This is a genomic window from Arabiibacter massiliensis (genome assembly GCF_902386925.1).
GTDB classification, from domain to species: Bacteria; Actinomycetota; Coriobacteriia; order Coriobacteriales; family Eggerthellaceae; genus Arabiibacter; species Arabiibacter massiliensis.
Map to the genome: position 1 here is coordinate 1,476,030 of NZ_LR698996.1, position 24,382 is coordinate 1,500,411.

The following is a 24,382-nucleotide window of genomic DNA, read 5'->3' on the forward strand; positions in this document are numbered from 1 at the left end:
TGTCCCAAATGGGGACTGTCCCCATTTGGGACACTTGCTACCGCTTCTCCACCGGCACTTGGATCTCGGTGAGCCACTGGGACTCGTCTTCGCAGTTCCAGATGCCGTCGATGTAGCTTTCGCGCGGACTTTCCGTCACGCGGTAGCCGTTCTGCTCGATCCATTCCATGATGAACGCGTAGGCTTTCGGCAGATCGGCGTAGGCGCCCTGATGCATCACCGACGCCACCCGCACGCCCGGCAGCTCGCGGAAGAAGATGCCGTCCACCTCGTTGCCGAGCGAGGTCACGGCCTCGTTGTACTCGATGCTGATGTCGTGCTCCTTGTACTCGCCGTCCAAGTAGCTGATGAAGCAGTACTCGGGCTTCGCGCATTCAAGGCCGGGGTTGGCCTCGGCCACGGCGCGGCCGATAGCCGGGATCACCTGGAAGTACGCCGAGTAGTCCGGCACCGTGAGGCGCTTTGTGTACACGATGCAGCCGGGGATATCCTTGATGGTGGCCTGATAGTCCATGGAAAGCTCCTTGCTCTCGTTTGCCAAGATGAACGCTATGCGGTTCAGCATGCTCTCGCGTTCCGCCCGTTCGCGCACGAGTTCGGTCTGGCGCCGCTCAAGTACGGGGCGCGCGTCCGCGCCGCCGACGATGGTCGACACCTCGTCGACGGAAAGCCCCGCCTGGCGCAGCGCCTGGATGCGATGCAGGGCCACCAGTTGGCGCGTGGTGTAGAGCCGATACCCCGTCGCATGGTCCACCGCTTCCGGACGCAAGAGGCCGATGCGATCATAGTAGTGCAGCGTCTTCACCGTGGTCTGGCCCATCTTCGAGAACTCGCCGATGTAGTACATAGCCGTCCACCTCCTTACCAGACCCATTCAACAGCCTCCTGCAAGAGGAGGGTCAAGGACTTTTTCTGAACTTTCACCGAACATCGGCGGGTGCCTCCGCTTGGCAGAACAAGGGTAGCGCACCCTGCGATACCGCGCGGCGGCGCGATTGGAAATGCGAAGGTTTTGCGGCGGGCGAAACGAAACGGCGGCCGGGCACGTGTTCAGGGAAACGGCCTTGAAACCTTGTGGTTGCGGCGGCGATCGACACGCGGCACCGCGTTCTTTCAGGTTGTTTTCAACCGGATTCCCTACCCTATGAATCGAAGTCTCGACGGAGGGAGCGCCATGGGCAGGCAGACAGCACGTCGCACGGGGGAAGTCGTGGTCCCCACGTTTCGCCGCCGCTTGTTCGGACGTCGTTTGTTCGCCCGGCGTCGACCGCGCCTCTTCGGAGCCTCCCGCAGACGCTGGGTTCCGACGGCGCTCTGCTTCCTTTCGGCCGCCGTACTGCTGGCGACGGCCGTGGCCGTACCGCTAGCCGGGTCGCATTCGGCCGCAGCCGACGTCGAGGCGCCGGAGCGCGCCGCCGCCGAAGCGGCAGCCCTCCGCGAAGAGAGCGGATTGCCGCGCGCCGTCTCGTTCGACGTGCCCTCCCTCTCACAATATCCCGAGCTGCCGACCGGCTGCGAGTCGGTCGCACTCACGAACGCGCTCCTCGCGCTCGGCTTCGACCTGGGCAAAACCGAGATCGCCGAAGCCTGGCTGCCCCAAAGCGACAGCGACTTCGTCACGGCGTTCCTCGGCGACCCGCACTCCGTCGACGGGCACAGCTGCATGGCACCGGCCATCGTGCGCACGGCCGAGGCGTACCTGGCAGCCCATGGATCGAACCTCGAGGTCGAAGACCTCACGGGATCGTCCTTCAAAGCCCTGCTCGGCGAAGTCGCTGCAGGCAATCCCGTCGTGGCGTGGTGCACCATCGGGCTCGAGGAGCCCGGGGAGGCCTACCGGATCGCGAGCGACGGCGACCGCACGTACCGCCTGTACGTGAACAGCCACTGCGTGGTCGTGCACGGCTACGACCTGGAAGCCGGTATCGTGCTGGTCAGCGACTCGCTCGCAGGCCAGGTATCCTACGACCTCGAGGCGTTCGTCACGCGCTACTACCAGATAGGCGCCCAGGCCGTCGCGATCGGGTGACCGAGCGAGCGCCGCCTGCTCACACGAACCGAATCTCCACCTTCTTGCCGAAGCCGCGCGCGAGTTTGCTGACGGTGCGCAACGTGGGATTCGCGTTGCCCGTCTGGATGCGGCTGATCACGCGCTGGTTGAGCCCCGACGCCTTCGCGAGCTGCTCCTGCGTCATGCCCGTCTCGTTGCGCGCGTCGATGATGGCGAGCCGCAGCTGGAACTCCGCCTCGTCTTCCTCCCAATACTTCCGGAACTCGGGGTCTTTGAGCTGCTCTTCCAGATAGCGGGTGAAGTCGTCCTTCTCTTCGGGTGCGTCATCCATGCAAGCCCTCCTTTCATCTTCGAGCCAAATAGTCGGCACGATAGCGCTTGGCCCTCTCTATCTCCCGACGAGGCGTCCTCTGCGTCTTCTTTTTGAAGCCGTGAGTGAGAACCGCCTTTCCGCCGACGCAGAAGAAGTACAGGACCCTTCCTGTGTTGTCGCCCATCGTCGTCCGAAGCTCGAATATGCCGTCTTCCAGATGCTTCGATTCCGGCTCGCCGATCAGATGCCCTTTGGCCTCAAGAAACGAGATTGTGCGCAAGGTTTTGCTTCTTAACTTCTTGTCGAGAGAATCTAAGTACGACCGGGCCGGAACCTCGCCACTTGGAAGCTCATACCATTCCACTTTCATGGTATGGACCTCCGGATCAGTATCTTACTATATATATGTAGTAAGATACAAGCCCTGGATTGAATGAAACGTATGGATGAAAGAAGAAAAGCAGCCATGGCGCCATCCTTTCTCGCAGCTGCCTACCGGTAAGGGAAGGCGGCTGTCCCGCAGGCGAGCCTGCGGTTAGGATGGATGTCCAGCCGCTACAAGCACAGTTTAGCGAACTTATGTTCGTATGTCAAGCATGATTTCACGGATTCCGCAGTCCCGGCCGTCAATCGTCGTCGATGCCCCAGAGCTCTTTGAGCTCGCGGTTGATGGCGTGCGCGTTGGCGGGGATGCCCTCGTCGACGATGCGCCCCGGCCGACGCTTGGCCGAGGGCTTGCCCATGGCGGCGGCGAACAGGCGCTCGGCGGGCAGCACCTCCACGCCGCAGGACGCGGCCGCACGGCACCGGTCGGCCAGCTCGCGGTCGGAGGTGACCACCCCGACGCGCTCCGAGGCTGCGCGCACCTTCTCCACGATGGCGTCGTCGGCGGTGGGTTGGCGCGTGTACTCCACCGGCGCATCGAAGGGACGCTCGAGGCCCGCGCCCCGCGCCGCGTCCCACACCACCAGGTACGACGCCTTGCCCAGCGCGCCCCGCGCGTGCAGCTTCAAACGGCGCTCGAGCGCCGAGCGCTGCTCCTCCAACGGCAAGTCGCGCGTGGCGGGGTCGCGCCTCGTCACGTTGTAGCCGTCTATGAGATACCGCATCGCCTCGCCCTTTCGCCGCCGCCCGCACGAACGCTTCTTCCCCATGATAGCAAAGGAAGCGTCGCCCCCTACCCCTCGTGCGCGGCGCGCAAGGCGGCGATCTCCTCGGCGTAGCCGGAGAGCTCGGGGTTGGGCGTCTCCAGGTAGAACGGCAGGTCGCGCAGCCGCGGGTTGTTCGTGACGGCGGCGAGCGCCTCGAAGCCGATCTGGCCCTCGCCGATGCGCGCGTGGCGGTCCTTGCGCGCGCCGCGCGCGTTGAGGGAGTCGTTGAGGTGGATGGCGCGCAGACGCTCAAGGCCGATCACGCGGTCGAACTCGTCCAACACGCCGTCCAGGTCGCCCACGATGTCGTAGCCGGCGTCCCACACATGGCACGTGTCCAGGCACACGCCCACGTGGTCGGCCAGCTCCACCTGCGCGATGATGGCCGCCAGCTCCTCGAACGTGCCGCCGACCTCGCTGCCCTTCCCCGCCATCGTCTCCAAGAGCAACGTGGTGGTCTGATGCGGCAGAAGCGACTGGTTGAGCGCATCGGCGATCTTCGCGATGGCCTCTTCGTGCGTCTGGCCGGTGGCGCTGCCCGGATGCATGTTGTACAGCTGGTGCGGCGTCTCCTCCATGCGCCCCAGGTCCTCGGCCAGCACCATGAGCGCGAAGTCGCGCGTCTGCTGCTTGTCGGAAGCGGGGTTCAGCGTGTAGGGCGCGTGCGCCAGGATGCGCTCGATGCCGTGCTCGGGCGCGTACGCGGCGAAGGCCGCCACGTCCGCAGGGTCGATGGCCTTTGCGCGCCCGCCGCGCGGGTTGCGCGTGAAGAACTGGAACGTGTTGGCATCGATGGACACGGCCGCCTTCGCCATGTGGAGGTAGCCTTTGGCGCTCGACAGGTGGCATCCGATGGTGAACATATATGCATCCTTCCAAGTCACAATTTATCGGAAGCCATCGTAGCAGACCCGCCCGACCGGCAGCATGCGAAACGCCCGCCGTTGCCGCGTCCGCACGAAAGGCTCATCGAGCGGAAACGGGCGGAGGCGAGCCGCCTACTTCCCCAGCGTCGCGACGATGGCCTCCTGAAGCTCCTCCAAGCTGGCGGCGTCGTGGACCCATTGATGCGAGAGCGTGCCGAGCGGCAGGTCGAAGCCACATTTCTCCAGCACCTCGGCCACCTCGTCGGGGCCGTTCGTCCCCCAGCCGTATGAGCCGAACGGGATGCCCGCACGGCCCTCCCACCCCGTCTTCGGCGAGAGGCCCTTGAGGTAGCAGAGGAACGCCGCCACCGTGGGCATCATGCCGTTGTTGAGCGTGGGCGAGCCCACGGCCACGTACTTCGCCGACAGCACCTCGGTCATGATGTCGGAGATGTGGTTGGCCTTGAGGTCGAACAGGCGCGCGGGCACGCCGCACTCGATGAACGCCTCGAGGATCTCGTGCGCCATGGCCTCGGTGGCATGCCACATGGAATCGTAGACGACCACCGCGTAGTCGTCGGGCGCAAGCGAGCTCCAACGCGCGTACGTCTCGAGGATCTCGGGCACGTGGCTGCGCCAGATCACGCCGTGGCTCGGCGCGATCATGTTGATGTCGAGGCCCTCGAGCGCCCCCAGCGCGCGCTGCACGTGCCGCGAGTACGGCATGACGATGTTCGCGTAGTACTTCTTGGCCTGGGCGAGCACCTCGGGCAGGCCCACCTCGTCGTCGAAGTGCTTGGACGAGGCGTAGTGCTGGCCGAACGCGTCGTTGGAGAACAGGATGCGGTCGACGTCGGAGTACGCGGCCATGTTGTCGGGCCAGTGAACCATCATGGTCTGCGTGAACGTGAGCGTGCGCCTGCCGATGCTGAGCGTGTCGCCGGTCTTCACGGGCACGTAGCCGCGATCGCCGTAATGGGCGGCCAGGCCGCTCACCCCGTAGGGCGCGCTCGCGTAGACGCGCGCGTTCGGCGCGAGCTCGCAGAGGGCGGGAAGGGCGCCGGAGTGGTCCTGCTCCACATGGTTCGCGACGATGTGCTCGATGCGCGCGGGATCCACCACCTCGCGCACGCGCTCGATGAGCTCGCCCGCGAACGCCGGCTTGCACGTGTCGATGAGCGTGGGCTGCTCGTCCATGATAAGGTAGGCGTTGTACGTCGACCCCCGGTCCGTCGTGTAGCCGTGGAAGTTCCGCTCGTTCCAATCAACGCCGCCGACCCAGTACACGTCCGGCTTCACCTCGACCGCATGCAGCATGCGCGCTCCTCTCGCTCTCGTTTTGCGCCCAGTATAGGGCAAGCGGGAAGCGGGGCCGGCCGGCACGTAAATCCTATCGAATAAGAAGCATTTTCGCGCCGGCAAGCGGAGGCGGCCGGCCGTCGGCAGGTTCATGCATCGCGCGCGTCGTTGGGCAGGCTCGCGCGCAGCCGGTCGAGGGCGGGCTTCGTGAAGGTGTCGAAGACGGTTGCGAACACCTGGTTGAGGTCCGCGCTTTCCGACGTCGCGGCGTCCTCGGCATGCCACGCGAGCGCGCCGAGGATGCCGTCGGCCATGAACGTGACGACGGTTTTCGCGGGCATGTCGAGCTCGTCCCACGAAAGCCCCAAATCGTCGAGGCGCGCCGCGACGAGCGCGGCCTTGGCGGCGCGTACGACCTCCGGCGTGCTGTGGCTCCCCACTAGCAGGCACAAACGCTCGATGTCACGCCTCTCCCCCTCGTCGAAGGCCACCGAGGGCGCCGCGCCGCGCAGATAGCCGCGCACGAGCGCCGGGCATTGCTTCGGTAGATTTTCGGCCGCCACCTGCTCGGCCATATCCTCGATGCCGTCGAAATGGTAGTAGAACGTACCGCGGTTGCATCCGGCACGCGCGCACAGCATGCCGACGGTGATCTCGCTCACCGGATGGCGCTCGAGCAGCTCCCAGAACGCGTCCTCCAGTCGCTCGCGCGCCGTGCGCTGCCCCGCCTCGTACTTCGGACGCGCCATCGCGACCCCTTTCGTAATGCGACAAACCCGCCTTCTTGCTCATTTTAATACAACGGGGCGTCTAATAAACTTGCGAATTGGACAGAGTGTTGTATTTCCAAGACGCAGGAGGTGGTTTCACATGATGGAGAAGCTGGGGGCGAAGCGGCTGCTGCTGCCGTTCGTCGCGCTGGTCGTGGCAGGATTCGTGATGGCGATGACCGTGTATCCCATGGTAACGGCCGAGCCGAAGAACCTGCCGCTCGGGGTGCTCTCGCTCGACGAGGGCGCCGAAACGCCCCAGGGAGCCGTAAACGTGGGCGATCAGATAGTCGAGAAGATGACGGGCGCCGCTGGCGAGGGCGCCGTCTTGTGGACGCGCTACGAGAGCCAGGCCGAGCTGGATGCGGCGCTTGAAGCGCACGAGCTGTACGCGGCCGTCGTCGTGCCCGAGGGGTACACCGCCGCCCAGCTGCAAGCCAAGATGGCGGCGGCACAGCAGGCCGAGACCCCCGCGCCCGCGCCGCTCTCGGTCATCGTCGACGCGGGCAAGAACCCGATGGCGGCCGCTTCCGTGGAGTCCACGATCAAATCCCAGATAGCCGACGCCGGCCTGGAAGCGCAGGTGGAGCGCCATAACGCGGGCGACTTGGGCGGCGGCTCTCTCAACATGGCGGTGCAGTTCACCGTGCTGCCGGCCTTCATCATCACGCTCGTCTGCTCGGTGTCGCTGTTCGCCGTCACCCGCGCGAAGAAAGGCGCGACCCGCGCGCAGCGCCTGCGCATGGCGGGCGTTCAGCTGGCGGCGATAGCGGTGCTCTCCTGCTGCGTCGGGTTCGGCGTGGCGGGCATCGTCGGCGGCATCGCGGGGCTCGCCATCCCCGTGGTGGAAACGGGCCTGTTTCTGTGGTTGGCCAGCTTCTGCCTGATGGCGCTCTTCGTGGGATGCCTCGACGTGGCCGTGGGGCTGGGAGCGTTCGTCATCGTAGCCGTGTTCGCCTGCGGCCTGGCAACCGGCAACCTGCCCTACGAGTTCCTGCCGGCGTTCTGGCAGGAGTGGCTCTACCCCTGGGTTCCCCAGCGCTTCATCGCCGAGGGCGCACGCAGCCTGTTCTACCTGGGCGGCAGCGTTTGGAACACCTCCGCCGGCCCGCTCGCCGTCTACGGCATCGTCGGCCTGGCCGTTTTGGCTCTCGCGCCTTTGCTGCCAGGGTGCAAGAAGCCCGCAACGGACGAGCAGCCTGCGATCCAGTAGAAGCGTCCTGCCGAAGGTGGGGGAGGCTTTCCGTGGGGGCGTAGCTCCGCTGTGCCCCACCCTGCAGACAACCTTAGTCGCGGGCGCGGCAGAGCCACGCCCCTACGTTCAACCTGCGAGATGACGCAGGACGGGAAATTGTCATCATCTGCAAACCGCTAACCCTGATTGCAGGATGACATTATCCTCGCCCTGCGTCATCCTACTGGGGCCGTCTCGATGCGCAAGAGTTTGCTCAGCCTGAGCAAGGGTACGAGAGAAGCGGCTCTGGCAATGGCCGCATGCGCCATTGCCAGAGAAAGCGGGAGGGTACGCCGGCACAAAATCCCCGTTGATGGGCACTCGCGCCGCCGCGTCGCGAACCGAATGCCCACGCGTTGGTCAAACTAAATCGTGTGACAGGTACCGCATTCGTAGACATCGTCGTGGTGGCAGTTTAGACACACCTCACGTGCCATCTCTTCGACGGTTTGGTCGCCGTGCTCTGCGTGACACTCGGCACACGTAAGATCGAGGTGCTCTTCCGGACCCAGATCCCTCGCCTCATGCGGGTTGACGACGGTTCCTTGGGAATCGGTGAGAATAGTGCTGTCGACGGTTTTCTCGGCGAGCACGGCATAGGAATCGTGGCAAGCCTCGCATGCGGCATCGGCGATATCGGTTTTCTTCAGGCGCGTCGGTGCTTTGTCTTCGGCCGTTTTGCCTTCATGGATCGCGCCGAGGCCCGAGGTATCCACATGACAGTCCAAGCACGTCTGACCAACGTGGGCAGCCGTCAACGAATCGTGCTGAGCCTGATGACACATCAAGCAATCCATGTCCGCGCTCCAGGCGACCTCGATCCCGGAGGAACCGTTTCCAGCATCAGCCTGTTTCACCACGCCCTCCTGCTCTTTTGGCTGGCAGCCCGCCGTCACGGCAAGCGCCGCAGCTATCAACATACAGGCCGAAAGGGTTATGATCTTCTTCATGGCCTATTTCCCAGACTCGGTGGAATCCCATGGCTCAAGAGAGCCAATGGTGCGAACGGCTGTACGACCCGACGAAAGCGCTTCGGAAACATTTCCTCCGCCATTGTACATGTACGAGTAGACGCAACCGAACTCTCCCGCTGCGCACAAGCGGGGGATGGGGCGTCCTTCGGTGTCGGTCACTTCGCCTTTCGCTGTGCGCTTGGGCCCACCTTGCGTATTGAGGACGCGAGGGACAAGCTCGATTGCATAGAAGGGGCCCTCGATGGCCTCAAGCGTAAAAGGCTCGATAGCGACAAAAACCCCATCGCCGTCGCCGCCGTCGCCGCCCGCAACGTTATTCGCCATCGAAAAGCTGTCGTACACGGCTTCCCCTCTGCCGAACTCCCCGTCCGTACCCGAAGCGGCCGATGCGTTGTACGCTTCGAGGGTGTCTTTGAGCACCTGCGGGTCGTACCCGATGGCCTCTGCTAGATCCTCGATGGTGTCGGCCTTCGAGATGACCCCTTTGTCCACGAAGCTCTGGTTGTCCTCTGCCAAATACAGCTTGTTGGCACACATGAACGAGGCCTGGACGTTGGTCGTGACCACAGGGGCCGCGTCGAAGCTCTTCTGACCGAATATCGCATAGGCAGGCGTCGGCGTGGGCATGGTGATCCAGGTACCGCGCTCGTATATCTTGCCATGGCGCGCAAGTCCTGTCTTCTCTTCATACATGAAACGTTTTCCATCGGGGCCGACATAGATGTAGTCCTTCCCCGAGAAGGCGAAAGGCCCGACATTCTCTACCTCAGCTCCACCGGAACGGACGTAATAGCCATTTCCAGCCGTGTTGTTCATGTGCCAGAGCTTCGCTCCGAGCGGCTCGATCATGCTGAAACCGTCGCCCCTGTTGTAAGGCGTACCGACAGGGCGAACTTCTGAGCAGCCAAGCTCGTAATACGTTTTCATCATTTCGAGATTGTTCTCAAAACCTCCGCACGCAAGAACCACGCCCTTGCTGGCCTTAATCTTTTTCTCGGCTCCTTCTTCGGTTTGCACCGAAACGCCGAACACTTCGCGGGTCTCGGGGTCGTGGATGAGTCTTGTTGCACGGTGCCCATACCGCACCGCGAAGCCAAGGGCCTCCTCCTGCTCCTTGAGGGCCTCCCAAAGCGAGGGCATGTTGAACTTTCCGTCCACACAGTACGTTTTAGCGCCTTTCGACCCCTCGACCTCGGGAAACTCAGGTGCGAAAAGGGGCATGCTCTTCATCGTCGCTCCGAGATCCTTAAGCCACTCGACATTCTTCACGAGCTCGTCCGCCCACGCCTGCAGGAGTTCGTCTTCTACTTCATACGGCCCGTTGAGAGCTTTCTGATACGTGACGGCATCGGAGGCGTTGTCGGGTATGAACATGAGATTCCCGGAAACACGGGTATTGCCGCCCTCCGTTCCCTCGGGCCCCGCTTCAAGCACCAAAACCTTGCCAAGATCTTCTTGGGTTGCCGTGATGGCCGCTGCGGCTCCGGCCCCGCCGTACCCAACGACCAGGATGTCGCATTCTTCGTCCCAAGATTCGGGAAGATGCGACGCCGACCCCGATCCTTGCGATCCGCATCCCCCGAGGGTGAGCGACGACGCTCCCAAGACTGCGAGGGCAGCTCCTCCGAGGAAGCTGCGCCGCGATATTCCGTCCCGCATGACCGGATTTTGCCTTTTGCTCATGATTCTCCCTTTCCTTGCCGTTCAGCCTCATTCAAACGAAGCCCGTCATCGGCCAGTCTAATGCGCTCTTCGGTCGGTTTTGATCCGTTCTCTTACGTCGTACAACACATCTTGCGAGAGCGTGTTCGCGTTTTACGATTAGGGGATCCCAAGATGCGGACGGGGGCATGGGGAAAACGTGTATACTGGTACGCAATGTGCGAGGGGAGGCACCATGCAAATCGAGGTTCTCCGAGAATTTCTCGAGCTTTCATCGTCCCTTAGGTATCGTGCTGCGGCAAAGAGGCTGCATATGAGCCAATCGGCTCTTAGCTCCCACATTGCAAAACTGGAGCAGGAAATAGGATCTCCCCTCTTCGTTCGGGACAGAGGAGAGGCGAGGCTGAGCCTCCAAGGCAAAATGCTCGTCGAATACGCATGCGAATTGATCGAGCTGCACGACAAAGCCATCGAAGCGTTGCGCGACGCGTCCTCTACCAGGGAGATTACTTTAGCGCGACCTTTCACCCGCGATACTCTCTCATTTTTCTTGCGCATTTCGTCTCAACTCTCCCGCGAAAGCGACTCTGTTGACGTTTCCATGAAGGACGTATCAAGCAAAAGCGTATTCGCCGCGTTCGAGGCGGGAGAAATCGACTGCTTCGCTTGCAATGCGTGCGTCGAGGAATACCTGAGCGAAAGCTATCCCACGATACGCGTCAAAAAAGTCGAGTTGAAGCAGTATCCGACACACAAGGTCAGAGTGCGGGCCGATTCAGAGCTGGCCCGCATGCAGACAATTGGACTGGAGGATCTGCGTGGAGCGACATTCGGCCTACCGGCAAGCCCTGGTCTTGAGTCGGCACGCGTCGCACTCGGAGAGTTCTTCAAATACCTGGATTTCACTCCGCGAGTCGTCTTGAAATCGGGGGACAACGTCGACGAATTCAGAATATCCCTCTGCAAAGAGGATGCCATATGCATCATCCCCCAAGATAGCGTCGAAATGGACGGTTACCTCATTAAAGAAATAGACACGGGCCGCCCCGAAACGGTGAACGCGTACGTTCGCATCGACGACTCGAGACCCGAACTGCAAAAGCTCGTCGACATCATCGAGCGCGAAGCAGCTTCTTTTTAGGGGAATCGAACGCGAAAAAAGCACTTCGATCACTACGTAGTTCGTTTTTTGGTACCGATCCGACGTTGCATCATTGACGTATGAGAGCCGATCGAAAAACCCGGGCCTGGCAGGAAGGCAGGGGTTCTTTCCGCCACTTCTTTTCTGTAACCCCATTTCCTCGTCCGACGCCCCCGCTTCCCGCAACCGCTACAGCACGATCCCCAACACCACGGCGCAGGCGACCAGCGCGAGCGTGGCCGCGATCGCGGCCACGTCGAGGGCCGCGAACGGGTACTCCTTGAAGCCGCTCGCCGAAGTGCGCAGGTTGAAGCCGCGTACCTCAGCGGCGATGGCGGCGCTGTTGGTCTTGCGCACGCTGCTCACCAGCAGCGGCACGCACAGCGGCACCATCAGGCGCGCCTTCTTCACGATGCCGCCCTGGTCGAACTCCACGCCGCGCGCGGTCTGCGCCTCCATGATGCCCTGCATGTCGTTCATGAACACGGGGATGAAATGGATGGTGGACGTAAACGTGAACGCGTACTTGTACGGCACGTGCAGCACCTTCACCACGGCGTTCGTGATGTCGTTCATCTTCGTCACGTAGAACACGAGGAAGAGCGGGATGGCCGCCGCCGTGAGACGCACCACCGTGGTGAGCGCCGCCAGTAGGCTGCCGGTGCCGATGAAGCCCCACGGCAGCACGACGAGCGGCGTACCCACGGGCGTGGTGAGCACCTGCACCACCGCTAGGATGAGCGAGAACGCGAGCACCGCCTTCATCAGGCCGACGGTCGGGCGTATCATGCCGCACGAGGCCGCAAGCGCGAGCGCGCCGGCCAGCAGCACGGCCAGGAACGCCAGGTTGCTCGTGCAGAAGCACGCGAGCGCGAACAGCACGGCGCCGGCCAGCTTCGCCACCGGGTTCATGCGATGCAGCGGGCTCGTGCCGGGAACGTACTCCAAGAACTGGCTCATCGGGAGCCTCCCTTCCCGCACGCGGCCGCCTCGGCCACGGCCGCCGTCATCTCGTCCAGGTCGTTCGCCCGCGCCACAGCCGTGCCCACCATCTGCGGCATCGCCTGCGCGAGCGCGAGCGAGATGCCCACGATCTGCGGCGGCTCGAGCGAAGCCCGCGCCATCGTGTCGTGGTTGCGCAGCACGTCGAACGTGGGGCCGTCGTCCACCACCCGGCCCTCGCTCATCACGATGCAGCGCGCGGCGTGGTCGGCCACCACCTCCATGTCGTGGCACACCATGATCACCGTCGTGCCGCCCTCGTGCAGCCGCCGGATGATGTCCATCACCTTCTCGCACTCGCGGAAGTCGAGGCCCGTCGTGGGCTCGTCGAGCACCACCACCGGTGGCGCGAGCACCACGATGGACGCGAGCGCGAGCAGCTGCCGCGCGCCGCGGTTCAAAAGGAACGGGTCGTCGTCGGCATTGAAGCCGAATTCGCCCATGAGGGCGTCCACCCGCGCCTCGGCCTCGGGGCCGTCCTGCCCCAAAGCGCGGAAGCCGAACAGCAGCTCCTCGCGCACGGTGTTGCAGCAGATCTGGCTGTCGGGATTCTGGAACAGGAACCCTACGCGCCGCGCGAGCTCGCTCGTGCGCAGCTCGGTTGTGGGCACGCCGTCGATGAGCACGCGCCCCGCGCTCGGCTTCAACAGGCCGTTCACCAGGCGCATCGTGGTGGACTTGCCCGCGCCGTTCGTGCCCACGAACGCCACGAACTCGCCGTCTTCCACCGTGAAGCTCACGTCCTGCAGGATGGGCAGCGTCGCCTCGTAGGAGGCACTCACGTGCTCGAATTCGATCATGCGAGCACCCCTTCCAGCACGCGGCAGGCCTCGCCCACGTTGCGCACGGCCGGCCCGTCGTAGAGTCCCTGGTCGCGCAGGCGGTTCATGAGCGTGGTGGCGCGCGGGCAGTTCACGCCGATGCCCTTGAGCTCGTCGGTGTGCTCCATCACGCGCGCGGGCCCGTCGGCGAAGCGGATGCACCCCTCGTCCACGATGACCAGCATGGTGGCGTACTGGGACAAGAGCGCTATCTTCTGCTCCACCACCACGACCGTGGTACCGTGCTCGCGCGCGTAGGTGGCCAAGAGGTCGAACACGGCGCGCGAGCTGGCCGGATCGAGCTCGGCCGTGGGCTCGTCCAGCACGAGCACGCGCGGCTGCAGGGCCAGGATGGACGCAATGGCCACCTTCTGCTTCTGCCCGCCGGAGAGCGACGAGATCACGCGGTCGCGCAGATCGGCGATGCCCATGTCGGCGAGCGCCTGGGCCACGCGCGCCTCCATCTGGTCGCGCGGCACGCCGAAGTTCTCAAGGCCGTAGAGCACCTCGTCCTCCACCACCGAGGTGACGAACTGGCTGTCCACGTCCTGGCAGACGCTGCCCACCACCCGCGAGAGGTCGGTGAGCTCCGTCTCGCATGTGTCCAGGCCCTCCACCACCACCGAGCCGTAGAAGTCGCCCGGGTAGCAATGCGGCACGATGCCGTTGAGCGCGTAGGTGAGCGTGGACTTGCCCGACCCCGCTGCGCCCGTGATGCCCACGAACGCGCCGTCGGGTATGGCCAGGTCGATGCCCTGCACCACCGGCCGGTCGCTCTCGCGGTACTGGAAGGTGAAATCGCGTATCTCTATCATGATGAAATCTTTCGGAATCGTGGCGGATGGCGTTCGTCCTGTAGGGCAAGGGCTCTGCCCTTGCCGTCGGCCGCGATCGCTCCGTAGGTTGCGGCAAGGGCAGAGCCCTTGCCCTACGTTCAACCTAGGCGTTCGCTAACGCTTGAGGACCTTCTTCAGGGGCATCGCCAGCACCTGCACGAGGATGCAGTTGAACGTCGCCGTGCCGAAGACGATGGCGGCGTAGGTTGCGAGCGCCACCATGACGTCGCCGCCGGTGGACACCACGTTGATGTAGATGGACAGGAGCGCGAACGTGCCGCCGGACACCACGGTGGAGATGAACGTGTTCACGAGCGGGTTCAGGTCGAGCTTGCCACCGATGCTCATGGGCACCTTGATGAGCAGGCCGCACGCGAGCGCGCCCAGAATCTCAGATGGGATGTTCAGCAAAGGCGTGGCGTTCAGCAGCGGGATCTGGCAGATGAGGCCCGCCAAAAGGCCGATGATCAGGGTCTGCCCCAGCTTCGGGCGCGTGAGGATGATGGCCAGGCAGTACATGGCGATGATGAAGTTCGGCTTCATGCCCATCGACGACAAAAGCGACCCCACCGTGAGCTTGAGCACGGCGCCCGCCGCCAGCAACACGGCGATGAGGATGAGGTCCTGCGTGGAGAGGCCCGCCTTCTTCGGCGCCGCCGCCACCTCGCGCTTGCGGGGCGCGGCCGCCTCTGCCGCCGCCGCTGCCGCCTGCGTCGCAACCTCGCGCTTGATCTGCTGTTCCATGGTTCTCGTTCTCCTTCTGGCGGTATCCCCGCCGGTCATGTGCCCCTCCCGGGGCTCTTGGTCTGCCGGCACGAACTCCGCTTGAGGATGCGCCTCACGCACTCAACTGCCTGGCTTCGGCGATTCGCCCCCGCAATGAAAAAGACCTGTCCTTCTCATCGAAGGACAGGTCTTGCAACCTGCGGTGCCACCTTCACAGTTGATTCCGCGCTGCGGAACCCTCTCACGAACATGCCAACACATGTTCTGCCCTTAACGCAGGCTCACGGTCCAGATACTCGGTCGCCGCCGCGCGGCTTCCTTTCCCCTTTCCCTCGGCGAACCATTTACCATCCAGCTTACTGCGGGAATCCCAGCTGCGCCCGCTCTCTGTGAGTGCTCATGATGGCTTGACTTTCGCCTCATCGGTTTCAGCTATTAAGTTGTAGCGCGAACTATAGCACAAAGGTGGGGAAAGCTGTCAAGAAGTAATTTGCTGGAAATAGAGCGCGGAAGTGCAAAGCGTGCGCCTGTCATCCTGAGCGGAGCGCAGCGGAGTCGAAGGATCCCGTGCGGCGACAGCAGTAAGCGTCACGGCTGTCGCCGCACGGGATCAACCTATGGGGATTTTTTCTTTCAAAAACTTTGCCCGTATCGCGTTTTCAGGTAGCGGATCGAGGGCGCGAGGACCCGGCCCCCTGCTACAATGAGGGGGCGGCGGCCCGGTATGCGCGGCGCGGGTTCGGCGAAAACCCCGCCGCTTTCTCTAGGCCGCGGGCGCGGGCTGCCTGTAGGGGCGCCCGCTCGACAGGATGGCGTAGATGACGTCCGCGCGACGGCGCGCCAGGGCGCGCAGCGCCTGCCTATGCAGCTTGCCCTCGGCGCGCTTCCTGTCGTAGTAGGCCCTGGACGCCCCGTCGCAGTCGAGCGCCGCGTCCGCCGAGCCCAGGAAGGCGGCCTTGAGCCTGCGGTTGCCCTTCTTGGACTTCTTCGAGGAGTCCCTCTTGCCCGACTGGTCCTTGACGGGGGCGATGCCCGCGTAGGAGGCCAGGCGGTTCCCGTCCGCGAACCGCCCGATGCCGCCGATCTCGGCGACGATGACGCTCGCGTAGACGGGCCCGATCCCCGGCATGCTCTGGAGCAGGGCGATCTCGGGCAGCGAGTCCGCGATGCGCGCTATCTCCCGCTCGGCGGCCGCGACCTCCTCCTCGAGCTGGTCGAGGCGCGGGGCGAGCCTCTCCGCCTGCGCCTCGACGGCGCCCGCCGCGGGAAGCGCCACCCCCATCCGCCCGATAGCCTCGAACGCCTCGCGGATCTTCTCGGGGCCCCGGTTCGCCTGGCCCTTGAGCTTCGACGCCCACTGCGCCGCCCGCTTCTCGCCCGCCCGGCGCAGGCCCGCGGGGCCCCCGTAGCGCGCGATGACGGCGCGAGCGAGCGAGGTGTGGAGGGCGTCGCCCGCGAAGAGCTCCTCGAGCGGCGGGCACCCCCTCTCCAGGCAGTCGTGGAGGCGGTTGTAGGCGCGGGTGCGCTCGCGCACCGCGTCGGCGCGGGCGCGGGTGAGGACTCGAAGCTCCGAAAGGGCCTCCTCGCGCTCGGCGACGAGGCGGACGAGCCTCGGGTGCCTGCGCGGCGCGTCGGCTATCACGAGCGCGTCGGCCGCATCGCTCTTCCCCTCCGAGTAGAGCACGGCGAGGTCGTGGAAGTCCTTGGGCGATATGAAGGCGGCGTCGAAGCCCATGTCGCGCGCCACCGCCACGGGAAGCTCCCCGAAGCCGCCGGGCTGGTCGACCACCACGAGCATGCGCGAGCCGCCCGACGCGTCGGCGAGCGCGCGCCTGATATCAGCCTCGTCCGCAGCGATCGCCCTCCTCATCTCGGGCTCGAGGGAATCGCGCCTGAAGCTCACCGCGAAGTGCCCCGACTTGCCCACGTCGATGCCGCAGAAGACCTCGTAGTCCATATCCCGGGCATCCATGCGCACCACCTCCTGAAAGCGAGAACCGAGCCGGCTTGAAGGCTCCTAGGCTCCGCTCCAGCAGGATTCTACGAACGCCGCGCGTGCGGCAGCAACAACCTATCAGCGATAAGCGCAAGCCCGCGGATCCGGTGGCATGATCCCGAAGCCCTAGCAAGAGAAGCACCTTCGATCTGAGCCATGTCCGGATCCGGGAGAGCCGGCCGGGAGGGCCCTTCGCCCTCCCGGGGCAGGATTATAGAGAAAAATCCCCGTAGAATCCTTCGACTCCGCGGCTGCGCCGCTCCGCTCAGGATGACATCGGGCGCGCATCCTACTCGCCGCCGGCGGTGAGGTACGCCGCTACCAGGTGGCGCGTGTCGGCTGCCGAGGGCTCCTCGTCGCCGCAGACGTGCAGCATGGAGCGCGTGCGCGCCAGCCCGATGGCGGTGGACGACGCCACCAGCGCCTCCTCCTCCACGGGACGGCCCGCCAGCAGGCGTCGCTCGGGATGTTCGCCCAGGTAGGCCCGCAGTGCGGCGGCGATGGAGCCCTGCACGTTCAGCAGGTCGCGCTGCCCCTGAAAGAACAGCTGCGGCATCGACCGCAGCGCCTCGCGCCGCAGGTTCACCACCTCCTCGTCCACCCCCGAGGCCGCGCCCGTGCCCACGACGCCCACCAGCACGTCCAGGTAGCACGCGTCGGCGTGCTCCTCCAGTATCTCCGCCAGGCGCACCTCGTCCGGGAACGCGTCCATGCGCCCCATGATGGCCGAGGCCTTCGACGAGAAGTAGTTGAAGAACGTCTTCTTGGATATCTCGGCCCGCGCGCAGATGTCCTCCACGGTCACGCCGTCGTATCCCCGCTCGATGACCAGCTCGAGCGCCGTCCGCTCCACCGCCAGCCGCGCCTTGAGCTTCTTGCGGTAGCGCAGCCCTTCCGTCGACTCCTGCCCCACGATGCGCATATCCTTCCGTCCGCCATGATGTGCTTTCAGTGCAGCGTACCATATCCTGCGTTTCGGGCTCTTTTCATCTACCGAATGAATACTTATACTGGGTGTAAATCACGTCAATCGCGAACGACGGACGTCTCCGAACACAGGCTGCCGGCATGGGCCGCCTGCTCCGGAGGCGTTTTTGTTCGCGGCAGCATGTCTCTCGGCGGAAGGAAGCAGCTTTATGGGTTTGTCGCGCAAGCAAGTGATCATGTTGGCGGTGCTCGTGTTCGGCACGTTCGTCACCGTTCTCAACCAGACGGTGGTGGCCCCCGCCCTGCCCTCGGTCATGGCCGAGATGAGCGTGGACGCGTCCACGGCCCAGTGGCTCACCACCGGCTTCACCCTGGTCAACGCCATCATGATTCCCATCACGGCGTTCCTCACCGACCGCTTCACCACCAAGCGCCTGTTCCTGGTGTCCATGGTGGTGTTCACCGCCGGCAGCGCGCTGGCCGGCTGGGGGCCCAGCTTCCCCGTGCTGCTTTTGGGTCGCCTCGTGCAGGCCGCCGGCGCCGGCATCCTCATGCCGCTCGTGATGACCGTGCTCATGTGGACGTTCCCCGTGGAGAAGCGCGGCACGGCCATGGGGCTGTTCGGCATCGTCATCGCGTTCGGGCCGGCCATCGGCCCCACGGTGGCGGGCGTCATCATCGACCGCTACACCTGGCACGACATGTTCTACATCATCACGGCGCTCTCCGTGCTGGTGGTGCTCATCGGCGCGTTCGTGCTGGAGCGCGGCGGCGACACGAACAAGGACGTCACGCTGGACGTGCCCTCCGTCATCCTGTCGTCGCTGGGCTTCGGCGGCCTCTTGTACGGCCTGTCCACCATCGGCTCCTTCGGCCTGCGCGCCGACGCCATCGCGGGCACGCTGGTGGGCGTGGTGGCGCTCGTGTTCTTCTTCCGCCGCCAGCTGCGTATGGAAAAGCCCATGCTGCAGGTGCGCGTGCTGACCAACCGCAAGTTCCTCATTTCCACCATCATCGGCATGCTCGTGCAGGGCGCGCTGCTGGCCGCCGGCATCCTGGTGCCCATCTACCTGCAATCGCTCATGGGATACTCGGCCACGGTTTCCGGCCTGGTGCTGCTGCCCGGCGCCATCGTCATGGGCGCCATGGGCCCTGTGGCCGGCCGCCTGTTCGACAAGCACGGGCCGCGCCTGCTGGCGCTCATCGGCATGGGCGTGCTCACGCTCACCACGTTCTGCTTCGCATTCCTCGGCACCGAGACGGGCCTCATCACGCTCACGGTGCTCTACACGGTGCGCCTGTTCTCGCTGTCGCTGGTGAACATGCCCATCACCACCTGGGGCATGAATGCGCTCGATAACGAGCTGGTGAACCACGGCACCTCGGTGAACAACACATTCCGCCAGGTGGCGGGCTCGCTGGGCACCGCTATCATCGTGTCGGCGTCCACCATCGTCACCAACGCGAACTCGGGTGTCATGACGCCCACGCAGGCCAGCATCCTCGGCATCGACGCGGCGTTCGCGCTGGCAGGGGTGCTCTGCCTCATCGGATTCGTCATGGTGGTGGCGCTCGTGAAGAACCGCCCGGGCGAGACCGCGGCGAAGGACCCGGACAATGCGCGCCGCACGGTGCTGGAGTCCATCATGAAGCGCGACGTGTTCACCCTGCCCGAGAACGCCACCGTGGCCGAGGCCATGAAACTGCTGGTGGACAAGCACATCTCGGCCGCGCCGCTGGTGAACGCCGAGGGCAAGGCCGTGGGCTTCGTGAGCGACGGCGACATCATGCGCTACCTGTCGAAGCGCTCGACCATGATGATGGACCCCATCGTCATGATCATGCAGACGGTGGACGCCGACGTGGACAACAAGGACTTCGCCCGCAAGCTGGACGAGCTCATGTCCATGCCGGCGCGAAGCCTGGGCGCGAAGGGCATCATCGGCGTGGACGTGCACGCCGACCTGCCCGAAGTGTGCCGCGTGCTGGGCGAGAACCACCTGAAGAAGGTGCCGGTGCTCGACGAGGGCCAGATCGTGGGCGTGATCAACCGCTCCGACATCACGCACTACTCCATGGAGAAGTACCTGGCCGAGCGCGGCGAGGAAACGCTGGCCGGCAGCGGCGACGGCCAGGGGCCGACGAAACTCGAGCGCGCCGAGGAAGCTGCCGCCCTCCCCGACGACGAGGCCGTAGCTTCGTCGATCTAGGGCGGAAGCCGTCGGCGCTGCAATGTCCTCGAGTTTTGCACCCTTGCGTTTCTGAAACGGGTCGAAATCTGCAATGTCGTCGAGTTATGCACCCTTTTAACGCCCGCGCGCGAACGGCCATCGAGGCAAGAAGAAATCCGACCTGGGGTTTCTTCCAATTACGATGGCTGCATTCGCCGAATGAGCGCCTTATCCCGCAACCGAGGGGTGCATAACTCGACGACATTGCAAAACCCATTCGGATCGCGAGACGAAAAGACCGGTGCAGCGCGGCGCATTGCCCAGCTTGCCCGCGGCGTACAGGTGAGGGATCACCGAGCGCCCCGCCTCCGCAGATGGTCAGCGGGTGGCGCTCGGCGGCTATTTCGACGCGATGAACGAAACCGGACGCGCGGCCCTCGTCGAGTCCGCACGCCTCATGAACGGCAGCCCCGAGGCCCGCGCAGATCGCTGACACGGGCGCATTTTCGCTCCGAGAACACGCCTCGTGCGCTGAGGCGTGTTTTCGGAGCGAAAATCATCGCCCTGGGGCCTCCAAACAAACGACGCCGCCCCGCCCGGAGGGCGAGACGGCGTCGCGGTCAAGCGCGTTATCGAGGAGCCTCCTACAGGTGGCCGTCCTCGGCGCGCGGCCAGTCGTGGCAGCTCTTGCAGTCGTGGTCCTCGTTGACCACCTTGTCGGCCTCATGGCAGTTCTGGCAGGTGGCGTAGCCGCCGTGCACGGAATCGTGCGGATTCGAGTCGCCGTAGTCGGCGGTTCGCGCGGCCACCTCCTCGTACGAGCCGTGGCACGAGAGGCACTGTTGGTCGAACTCGGGGATCTCGTTGCCGAACATGTTGGCCACGGGCTCGGTCGCGCCGTAAGCCGTCAGCCCCTCCGCAGCCTGCGAGGCCGGAGCGTCGGCCCCGTCCTCGCCGCCGTTCTGCGCAGCGGGCTCGCCCGTCGCGCAGGCGGCCAGGCCCGCGCACAGCGCCACGGCCAGCAGCGTCGTCGTCACAAGCTTCTTCTTCATGGTCTACTCTCCTTTGATCGCGTGGCGGGCGGCGACGAAGCCCATCGTGGCGCAGCGGCCGGTCGACGTCGAGGGAAGGTGGCGCGGGTACATGCCAATGAACATGCCGCCCGTGGTGTTGCCCGCGGCGTACAGGCCGGGGATGACCTGCTCGTCCTCGTCGAGCACCTGGGCGTTCTCGTTGATGATCAGCCCGTTCGCCGACACGAGCACCTTGCTCACGTGCACGCACGCGTAGTAGGGGCCCGTCGCCAACGGGGCCAGCTTGCCGATGTCGCGGCGGAACATGAGGTCGGCGGGCTCGTCGGCCTCGAAGTAGCTGTTGAACGTGTCAACCGTCTTCTGCAGCTCGTCGGCGTCCACGCCCATCGCCTTCGCCAGATCGGCCACCGTCTCGCCTTCCACCAGCAGCCCGTCGGCCTTGAGCTCCTCGATGGCCTGGGGCAGCTCGGGCACCTTCTCCAGCGTGCGGTCGACGATGCCCTGGTCGAACATGAACCACACGCTCTTGCCGCCCGCCGTCTGCGCGTTGATGACGTTCGCGGCGAAGTTGTGCGGCAGCGCCTCGTTGGCGAAGCGGCGCGCTTGATGGTTGATCCAGATGCTGGAGCCGAACACCGAGGACACCTTCGTGGAGTCGAGCACGCGGTCCGGAAGCCCGCTGCGAAACGACATGAGCGTGTGCGGCGGCGCGTCCATCTGCGCGCCCACCGAAAGGCCCATCATGTGGCCGTCGCCGGTGGGGCCGAGGCACGGCGCGTAGACGCAGGCATTCTGGTACTCCTCGGGCTTGATGAACGCCTCCACCATGCCGGGGTTCGCTTCGTAGCCGCCGGTGGAAAGCAGCACGCCCTTCGCGGCCTTGATGGCGTAGTAGCCGTCGGCGTCCTTCGCCACGATGCCGTCCACGCGCCCCGAGCCGTCGCGCGTGAGCTGCACGCCCGCCGTGTTGTAGCGGATGTCCAGGTTATCGTAGGTGGCGGCCGTGGTCACGAGCGAGTCCCACGCGAGCGAGCCCGTGAACCAGCTCTTCCACTCAACGCCCTCGGGGATCTTGATCTTGTGCTCGGCCTGGATGGTCTCCATGCCGTACGGTGCCGGCTTCTGGATGGTGCCGTACAGCTCGACGCCCTTGCCCGCGGCCTTGATCTGCTCGTTCAGGAAGTCAACGGCCTCGCCGGAGTTGTTGACGAACGACCACACCACGTCCGGGCGGGCGCGCCACTGCGACGCGCGCAGGATGGCCTCGACGTACTCGGCCGGGTCGGGCACGTTGCCCAGCTCGCGCTGCATCGAGGTGTTGTAGCCACCGACGCTCTCCCACATGTGGCGGCCCTGCGACATCTTCTCGATGCCGATGACGCTCGCGCCCTCCGAGGCCGCCTTCAGCATGGCGGCCATGCCGCTCAGGCCGCAGCCGACCACGAGGAAGTCGCACTGCTCCTCGCGGGCGATCTCTGCGGCGTCGATGGCGCGATCCTCGAACGCGATGGGCCCGGAGAGCTGCGACCACTTGGCCTTCTTCACCGGAATGTAGGCCGTGTCCTCGCCGAACACGTTCAGATACGCGTTGGCCGCACCCTCGGCTCCTTGCGCGCCGGCGGCCTCGTCGGCCAGCGCGGGCTGCGGCGCGCCGAGCGTCCCGACGGCTCCCAGCGCCCCGGCGGCCAAGCCGGCCAGGCCCGCCGTCCTCAGGAACGAGCGGCGCGATATCCCTGCTTCTTGCATCCTATCCTCCTCTTTCATCCTCACTGCCTCCCGCCGCGCTTCGCGAGGCGGCGGGTCGAACAGGATGAAGGGTACCGGGGATGGCGGCGCGCGTATTCACTTCTTGTCAGTGAGAATGCCCAGAGGGGAGCGAATCACCGGAATGCGGTGAGGAGGTTAGAGGCCGTTCGGAGGCGCGACCGCGACGAACCCCTCCTCGGCTTCCAACAGGTCGACGAGCTCCTGGTTGGAATGGACGCCCAGCTTGGCGTAGGCGTGCTTCACATGGGAGTCCACCGTGTTTTTAGACACGCACAGAAGCTCGCGGATGTAGGGGCGTGAACGGCCGGACGCCAGAAGCGAACACACCTCCTCCTCGCGCGCCGTCAGGCCGTGGCGCTCGGCGAGACCCCGCATGGCCCGTGCCGTCGCCGCGCGGCGGGTACCCTCATCTTGCGAAGGGGCGGCGAACCGTTCGGGCCCGCCGGCTTCCATCTGGCCGCGCACGGGCCGGGCGGGCACGACCAGCATCGCGAGGGACGCGGCCACCACGATGATAGCCACCTGCGCTTGAAGGGGGTCCACGCCCGGAGGCATGTGCAGCGAAGCCACGCCGAGCAGATTGCCCGAGAGCACCCCCACCTCGTACGCCGCCATGAAATACCCGATGGCAGCGTAGGGGCCCAGCAGCCCCTCCTTGGCGAAGCGCACGAAGATGACGTAGCTCACGATCGACAGGTAGGTGGAGGAGAAGGAGACGAGGAACGAGCTCGCCGTGGCGATCGCCGGGAAGGAGGCGAAGGGAAGGAGGACCGCGCCCGCCACGTACGTCGGAATCGACCAGCGGCACGCGCTTTGGAAATCCAGGAAGCGCGTCCGCGACATGAGGAGGAGGCAGACCGCGAGCGTCGCGACAGTCCCGAAGGCCATCGACGCCTGGAAGAATCCGGCCAGCGTGTCGAAGCGCGAGGGAAGCGTCTCCGCCGACCGGGTGAAGATCATCGCCGCGCCCGCCGTGTGGAACAGGGCGGTGCACGCGAGGATGCCGGCCAGATCGGCGCGGCTCGGAGCGGGGAGCGCCGTGCGGTCGGCGGCAGGCTCCGCCTTCCGGGGATCCACATCGGGGGACGCGAGCAGCAAGAGCCCGGCCGCCAGGGGAAGCGCCGCCACGAACGTCACGCCGGCGATCGAGCCCGTGAGAGCCGGGACGAACAGCGAGCACAGAGGCGTGATCAGCACGTTCAGGGGGACGACCCATTCCAGCTCCTCAACGGAGAGCCGTGTGAGCTGCGCGCCGCACACCGAGAGCAGCACGCCTGAACCGAACCCCGTCAGGCTGCCGGCGAGGTACGAGAAGACAACCGAGCCGCCGGAGCTGCCCGCGAATCCCGCCGACGCGAACACGCCGACGACCATCGCGACGGTGGCCCCGGCCGTGAGCGCGCGCCGCCCGCGCGTGCCAAGCCGCTTCGCGACGCTCGGCGTGGCGGCCAGCGCGACGATGACCAGCGACACGTTGGCAAGCCACGAAGGATCCGACATGATGTTGCTGCGCGTGAAACCGGGGAACAGCAGCTCCGTCTTCCACGAGCAGTACACCCAGGCCCAGATGAAGCCGAGCGCGCAGAAGCGCCCGCACTTCTCGATGATGCGATGCGGCGTCCCCGCCTGCTGAGACATGCGCCCCTCCCCGCCTTCAATTTCTCATCCGCCACAACCTACC

General features: G+C 65.1%; 22 protein-coding genes. 4 read left to right on the forward strand and 18 right to left on the reverse strand.

Features of this window, described 5'->3' with window-relative positions:
- Positions 1-37 precede the first annotated feature (37 nt).
- Positions 38-847, reverse strand: a complete 810-nt coding sequence (locus FX134_RS06440; protein WP_080799296.1) for a MerR family transcriptional regulator — start codon at positions 845-847, stop codon at positions 38-40.
- A 504-nt stretch (positions 848-1,351) separates the two neighbouring features.
- Here FX134_RS06440 and FX134_RS06445 point away from each other — a divergent pair.
- The gene (locus FX134_RS06445; RefSeq protein WP_232050861.1) at positions 1,352-2,029 is read left to right on the forward strand and encodes a C39 family peptidase; all 678 of its coding nucleotides are present in this window, start codon (positions 1,352-1,354) and stop codon (positions 2,027-2,029) included.
- A 19-nt stretch (positions 2,030-2,048) separates the two neighbouring features.
- On the opposite strand, the gene FX134_RS06450 is transcribed toward FX134_RS06445, so the two are convergent.
- The 6 genes from FX134_RS06450 to FX134_RS06475 all read right to left on the reverse strand — a co-directional run bounded on the left by FX134_RS06450 (position 2,049) and on the right by FX134_RS06475 (position 6,389).
- Positions 2,049-2,342, reverse strand: coding sequence for a helix-turn-helix transcriptional regulator (locus FX134_RS06450; RefSeq protein WP_080799305.1), 294 nt, complete (start codon positions 2,340-2,342; stop codon positions 2,049-2,051).
- A gap of 13 nt (positions 2,343-2,355) precedes the next feature.
- Positions 2,356-2,694, reverse strand: coding sequence for a type II toxin-antitoxin system RelE/ParE family toxin (locus FX134_RS06455; protein WP_080799308.1), 339 nt, complete (start codon positions 2,692-2,694; stop codon positions 2,356-2,358).
- A 256-nt stretch (positions 2,695-2,950) separates the two neighbouring features.
- The gene (locus FX134_RS06460; RefSeq protein ID WP_172623404.1) at positions 2,951-3,433 is read right to left on the reverse strand and encodes an NYN domain-containing protein; all 483 of its coding nucleotides are present in this window, start codon (positions 3,431-3,433) and stop codon (positions 2,951-2,953) included.
- Positions 3,434-3,501: 68 nt separating this feature from the next.
- Positions 3,502-4,338 carry a deoxyribonuclease IV gene (locus tag FX134_RS06465; RefSeq protein ID WP_080799314.1) on the reverse strand — a complete coding sequence of 279 codons (837 nt, stop codon included), beginning with the start codon at positions 4,336-4,338 and terminating at the stop codon, positions 3,502-3,504.
- A gap of 135 nt (positions 4,339-4,473) precedes the next feature.
- Positions 4,474-5,658 carry an FprA family A-type flavoprotein gene (locus FX134_RS06470; RefSeq protein ID WP_080799318.1) on the reverse strand — a complete coding sequence of 395 codons (1,185 nt, stop codon included), beginning with the start codon at positions 5,656-5,658 and terminating at the stop codon, positions 4,474-4,476.
- A 131-nt stretch (positions 5,659-5,789) separates the two neighbouring features.
- The gene (locus FX134_RS06475; RefSeq protein WP_080799321.1) at positions 5,790-6,389 is read right to left on the reverse strand and encodes a TetR/AcrR family transcriptional regulator; all 600 of its coding nucleotides are present in this window, start codon (positions 6,387-6,389) and stop codon (positions 5,790-5,792) included.
- Positions 6,390-6,510: 121 nt separating this feature from the next.
- On the opposite strand from FX134_RS06475, the gene FX134_RS06480 reads away from it, so the two are divergent.
- Positions 6,511-7,623, forward strand: a complete 1,113-nt coding sequence (locus FX134_RS06480; RefSeq protein WP_172623405.1) for an ABC transporter permease — start codon at positions 6,511-6,513, stop codon at positions 7,621-7,623.
- 386 nt (positions 7,624-8,009) lie between these two features.
- On the opposite strand, the gene FX134_RS06485 is transcribed toward FX134_RS06480, so the two are convergent.
- The gene (locus FX134_RS06485) at positions 8,010-8,594 is read right to left on the reverse strand and encodes a cytochrome c3 family protein (RefSeq protein WP_080799327.1); all 585 of its coding nucleotides are present in this window, start codon (positions 8,592-8,594) and stop codon (positions 8,010-8,012) included.
- Between the two features lie 3 nt (positions 8,595-8,597).
- Entirely contained in the window at positions 8,598-10,301 is a 1,704-nt protein-coding gene (locus FX134_RS06490) for an FAD-dependent oxidoreductase (protein ID WP_080799330.1), read from the reverse strand.
- Between the two features lie 214 nt (positions 10,302-10,515).
- Here FX134_RS06490 and FX134_RS06495 point away from each other — a divergent pair, with 214 nt between their 5' ends.
- The gene (locus FX134_RS06495; RefSeq protein ID WP_080799333.1) at positions 10,516-11,421 is read left to right on the forward strand and encodes a LysR family transcriptional regulator; all 906 of its coding nucleotides are present in this window, start codon (positions 10,516-10,518) and stop codon (positions 11,419-11,421) included.
- 189 nt (positions 11,422-11,610) lie between these two features.
- Here the strand turns inward: FX134_RS06495 and FX134_RS06500 are convergent, their stop codons facing one another.
- The 6 genes from FX134_RS06500 to FX134_RS06525 all read right to left on the reverse strand — a co-directional run bounded on the left by FX134_RS06500 (position 11,611) and on the right by FX134_RS06525 (position 17,724).
- Entirely contained in the window at positions 11,611-12,381 is a 771-nt protein-coding gene (locus FX134_RS06500) for an energy-coupling factor transporter transmembrane component T family protein (protein WP_080799337.1), read from the reverse strand.
- Positions 12,378-13,223 (reverse strand): energy-coupling factor ABC transporter ATP-binding protein, encoded by an 846-nt coding sequence (locus FX134_RS06505; protein WP_080799342.1) that lies wholly within the window; start codon positions 13,221-13,223, stop codon positions 12,378-12,380. Before FX134_RS06505 ends, FX134_RS06500 begins: the two co-directional genes overlap by 4 nt.
- Positions 13,220-14,059: an energy-coupling factor ABC transporter ATP-binding protein gene (locus tag FX134_RS06510; protein ID WP_080799345.1), complete on the reverse strand. Its 840-nt coding sequence runs from the start codon at positions 14,057-14,059 to the stop codon at positions 13,220-13,222. Before FX134_RS06510 ends, FX134_RS06505 begins: the two co-directional genes overlap by 4 nt.
- A 135-nt stretch (positions 14,060-14,194) precedes the next feature.
- Positions 14,195-14,824 carry a tryptophan transporter gene (locus FX134_RS06515; RefSeq protein WP_080799347.1) on the reverse strand — a complete coding sequence of 210 codons (630 nt, stop codon included), beginning with the start codon at positions 14,822-14,824 and terminating at the stop codon, positions 14,195-14,197.
- Between the two features lie 745 nt (positions 14,825-15,569).
- Entirely contained in the window at positions 15,570-16,778 is a 1,209-nt protein-coding gene (locus FX134_RS06520; protein ID WP_080799350.1) for an IS110 family RNA-guided transposase, read from the reverse strand.
- A 313-nt stretch (positions 16,779-17,091) separates the two neighbouring features.
- Positions 17,092-17,724, reverse strand: a complete 633-nt coding sequence (locus tag FX134_RS06525) for a TetR/AcrR family transcriptional regulator (protein ID WP_080799353.1) — start codon at positions 17,722-17,724, stop codon at positions 17,092-17,094.
- A gap of 214 nt (positions 17,725-17,938) precedes the next feature.
- Between FX134_RS06525 and FX134_RS06530 the strand changes: the two genes are divergently transcribed.
- Complete coding sequence (locus FX134_RS06530) at positions 17,939-19,939, forward strand: MDR family MFS transporter (protein WP_080799357.1); 2,001 nt, start codon at positions 17,939-17,941, stop codon at positions 19,937-19,939.
- Positions 19,940-20,544: 605 nt separating this feature from the next.
- On the opposite strand, the gene FX134_RS14780 is transcribed toward FX134_RS06530, so the two are convergent.
- The 3 genes from FX134_RS14780 to FX134_RS06550 all read right to left on the reverse strand — a co-directional run bounded on the left by FX134_RS14780 (position 20,545) and on the right by FX134_RS06550 (position 24,339).
- Complete coding sequence (locus FX134_RS14780) at positions 20,545-20,952, reverse strand: cytochrome c3 family protein (protein WP_080799361.1); 408 nt, start codon at positions 20,950-20,952, stop codon at positions 20,545-20,547.
- A 3-nt stretch (positions 20,953-20,955) separates the two neighbouring features.
- Entirely contained in the window at positions 20,956-22,680 is a 1,725-nt protein-coding gene (locus FX134_RS06540) for an FAD-dependent oxidoreductase (protein WP_172623406.1), read from the reverse strand.
- Positions 22,681-22,836: 156 nt separating this feature from the next.
- Positions 22,837-24,339 carry a response regulator transcription factor gene (locus tag FX134_RS06550; protein WP_080799367.1) on the reverse strand — a complete coding sequence of 501 codons (1,503 nt, stop codon included), beginning with the start codon at positions 24,337-24,339 and terminating at the stop codon, positions 22,837-22,839.
- Positions 24,340-24,382 lie beyond the last annotated feature (43 nt).

Coding starts and splice junctions, on each gene's coding strand:
- FX134_RS06440 (WP_080799296.1), bottom strand. CDS start 847: ATGTACTACATCGGCGAGTTCTCGAAGATGGGCCAGACCACGGTGAAG.
- FX134_RS06450 (WP_080799305.1), bottom strand. CDS start 2,342: ATGGATGACGCACCCGAAGAGAAGGACGACTTCACCCGCTATCTGGAA.
- FX134_RS06455 (WP_080799308.1), bottom strand. CDS start 2,694: ATGAAAGTGGAATGGTATGAGCTTCCAAGTGGCGAGGTTCCGGCCCGG.
- FX134_RS06460 (WP_172623404.1), bottom strand. CDS start 3,433: ATGCGGTATCTCATAGACGGCTACAACGTGACGAGGCGCGACCCCGCC.
- FX134_RS06465 (WP_080799314.1), bottom strand. CDS start 4,338: ATGTTCACCATCGGATGCCACCTGTCGAGCGCCAAAGGCTACCTCCAC.
- FX134_RS06470 (WP_080799318.1), bottom strand. CDS start 5,658: ATGCTGCATGCGGTCGAGGTGAAGCCGGACGTGTACTGGGTCGGCGGC.
- FX134_RS06475 (WP_080799321.1), bottom strand. CDS start 6,389: ATGGCGCGTCCGAAGTACGAGGCGGGGCAGCGCACGGCGCGCGAGCGA.
- FX134_RS06480 (WP_172623405.1), top strand. CDS start 6,511: ATGATGGAGAAGCTGGGGGCGAAGCGGCTGCTGCTGCCGTTCGTCGCG.
- FX134_RS06485 (WP_080799327.1), bottom strand. CDS start 8,594: ATGAAGAAGATCATAACCCTTTCGGCCTGTATGTTGATAGCTGCGGCG.
- FX134_RS06490 (WP_080799330.1), bottom strand. CDS start 10,301: ATGAGCAAAAGGCAAAATCCGGTCATGCGGGACGGAATATCGCGGCGC.
- FX134_RS06495 (WP_080799333.1), top strand. CDS start 10,516: ATGCAAATCGAGGTTCTCCGAGAATTTCTCGAGCTTTCATCGTCCCTT.
- FX134_RS06500 (WP_080799337.1), bottom strand. CDS start 12,381: ATGAGCCAGTTCTTGGAGTACGTTCCCGGCACGAGCCCGCTGCATCGC.
- FX134_RS06505 (WP_080799342.1), bottom strand. CDS start 13,223: ATGATCGAATTCGAGCACGTGAGTGCCTCCTACGAGGCGACGCTGCCC.
- FX134_RS06510 (WP_080799345.1), bottom strand. CDS start 14,059: ATGATAGAGATACGCGATTTCACCTTCCAGTACCGCGAGAGCGACCGG.
- FX134_RS06515 (WP_080799347.1), bottom strand. CDS start 14,824: ATGGAACAGCAGATCAAGCGCGAGGTTGCGACGCAGGCGGCAGCGGCG.
- FX134_RS06520 (WP_080799350.1), bottom strand. CDS start 16,778: ATGGATGCCCGGGATATGGACTACGAGGTCTTCTGCGGCATCGACGTG.
- FX134_RS06525 (WP_080799353.1), bottom strand. CDS start 17,724: ATGCGCATCGTGGGGCAGGAGTCGACGGAAGGGCTGCGCTACCGCAAG.
- FX134_RS06530 (WP_080799357.1), top strand. CDS start 17,939: ATGGGTTTGTCGCGCAAGCAAGTGATCATGTTGGCGGTGCTCGTGTTC.
- FX134_RS14780 (WP_080799361.1), bottom strand. CDS start 20,952: ATGAAGAAGAAGCTTGTGACGACGACGCTGCTGGCCGTGGCGCTGTGC.
- FX134_RS06540 (WP_172623406.1), bottom strand. CDS start 22,680: ATGCAAGAAGCAGGGATATCGCGCCGCTCGTTCCTGAGGACGGCGGGC.
- FX134_RS06550 (WP_080799367.1), bottom strand. CDS start 24,339: ATGTCTCAGCAGGCGGGGACGCCGCATCGCATCATCGAGAAGTGCGGG.